Below are 353 nucleotides of genomic sequence, written 5' to 3' on the forward strand. Positions count from 1 at the left end.
GTATACCAGCCTCCAAATGTATAACCCGGGCGGCTTGTGATTCCAAGATCTTTTCCTGCATTCGCAAGACTTTGGCCGCTCAGCACCGTCTCCGTTGCATTTGGCTGTACTTCTGCTGCATCTGCCGCTGCCTTATCATACGTCAGGGTCACCTTTGCATTTGGAATCCACTTCGCATAGACGGTCATGTCGCCAGCAATTGCGAATGCTTCATCAAACGGACTTCCAGCTCCGTTCTCTTCTGTATACCAGCCTCCAAATGTATAACCCGGGCGGCTCGTACTTCCAAGTTCTTTTCCTGCATTTACAAGACTCTGGCCGCTCAGCACCGTCTCCGTCGTATTCGGAAGCAC

At 51.6% G+C, this 353-nt stretch carries 1 protein-coding gene; it reads right to left on the bottom strand.

From position 1 onward, the window contains the following. On the bottom strand, positions 1 to 353 hold a 353-nt coding region (locus NE473_RS30650; RefSeq protein ID WP_256265599.1), incomplete at both ends, for an InlB B-repeat-containing protein.

Source organism: Hungatella sp. SL.1.14, from assembly GCF_024460495.1.
Classification (GTDB): domain Bacteria; phylum Bacillota; class Clostridia; order Lachnospirales; family Lachnospiraceae; genus Hungatella; species Hungatella hathewayi.